Source organism: Chamaesiphon sp. VAR_69_metabat_338 (genome assembly GCF_031423935.1).
Classification (GTDB): Bacteria; Cyanobacteriota; Cyanobacteriia; order Cyanobacteriales; family Chamaesiphonaceae; genus Chamaesiphon.
The window spans coordinates 1-1,571 of the sequence record NZ_JANPGM010000131.1 but is presented as its reverse complement, the minus strand read 5'-3'; the positions used below and the strand labels follow the sequence as shown (position 1 = coordinate 1,571).

Annotated in this window: 1 protein-coding gene; it reads left to right on the top strand. The window is 43.6% G+C overall.

Annotated features, from left to right (window positions below; genetic code table 11):
- Window positions 1–1,411: serine/threonine-protein kinase (locus tag RMO84_RS03740; RefSeq protein WP_310487121.1), on the top strand; the 1,411-nt coding region annotated here is incomplete at its 5' end.
- Between the last annotated feature and the right edge of the window lie 160 nt (window positions 1,412–1,571).

Below are 1,571 nucleotides of genomic sequence, written 5' to 3'. Positions count from 1 at the left end.
GTCATCTTTAGTTACGCCTGGTAATGTCTTAGGCAATCGGTATGAGATTGTCCGCGAACTCGGGTGCGGGGGATTTGGGCGGAGTTATTTGGCGATCGATCGCAATAAGTTTGGCGAAAAATGCGTGCTTAAAGAGTTTGCACCGCAAGTACGCGGACAAGTGGAACTGGCCAAAGCCAAAGAACTATTCGAGCGCGAAGCGGGTATTCTCTATAAACTCCAGCATCCGCAAATTCCCGCATTTAGAGAACTATTACGGGTAAATGAGGGACAGTCGGAATCTTTATTATTAGTGCAAGAGTATATTGAGGGTGAAACTTATTTAGGTAGGTTAAATCATCGGCTCGGGTACCAGCAAGTTTTTAGTGAAGCTGAAATTCTTGAATTTTTCCGAGATTTATTACCAGTCCTCGATTATATTCACAAAATCGGGGTGATTCATCGCGATATTTCACCTGATAATATTATCTATCGCGATCGAGATAAGTTGCCAATTTTGATCGACTTCGGCTGCGTTAAAGAGATTGCTGCAACAGTTGTGTCTCGCTATAGTAATGCCAAAGTCGAAACGCGGATCGGCAAGCAAGGTTACGCTCCAGAAGAACAAATCATGCGCGGCAAAGTATCGCCAGCAAGCGATTTATATGCCATCGGCGCAACCGCACTTACTCTACTGACTGGCAAAGATGCCAGCAACATCTACAATCCAGCAGAAGCTACCTGGGAATGGCGCAAATATGTCACGCTCAGCACCGAACTCGGCGCGATAATCGATCGATTATTGCAACACAATCCCCAACATCGCTATCGATCGGCGGCGGAAGTTTTGGCAGTTTTACCTGCTACTTCTAAACATCCACCACTAAAGAGTTCTGCTCCGACATTAATTGTCAACCAAGTGAATCCAGTTACTCATGCGAATAAAATTTCGCAACTCAAAACGATCGAAATTAGTCCCCAGAGTAAAGCTCCAGTCTCCACATTACCGACTCAATTACCAGCTAGAGATCCGAATGAGTGGAAAAAACCAGCATGGCAAGTCAGCAAGCTGATGTCCGGAATTTTTGTTACCTGTTTGCTCGTGAGTGGCTTGGTGAAATGGGTGAGTTCGATCGATCCGATTGGCGCATTCAACAGACAGATTGGTAGTGCCACCGCTGGAATTACAAATGCAGTTCCCAATCCCTTCAAGCCGCAAGCATCCGTCCAGCAACGCCAACAAGATTTGAATCAAAAGTTAAAACAGGCGAATATCCCTACTGCTAAATTTTATCGGCAAGTCGATCGGATATTTTATGCCAAACATCCCGAACTTAACGGTCGATCTTTAACTACAAAGTCTACAGATGATAAGCTACGACAGGAATGGCAAGATACCGCTGTTAAGCTATTAGAACAAACTAGCAGATAATTAAAATAGATCGGTATTTTAAGGTTTGAATTATTTCTTCACCTGAGACATTTTTAATTTCAAATCTTGTACTGTCTTCAATAATTCCGATTGAGATGCAATGCTGCCTTTGGAACTGAGATGGGATGCACTATCTCGATACATGACTTTGTTTTCTCGA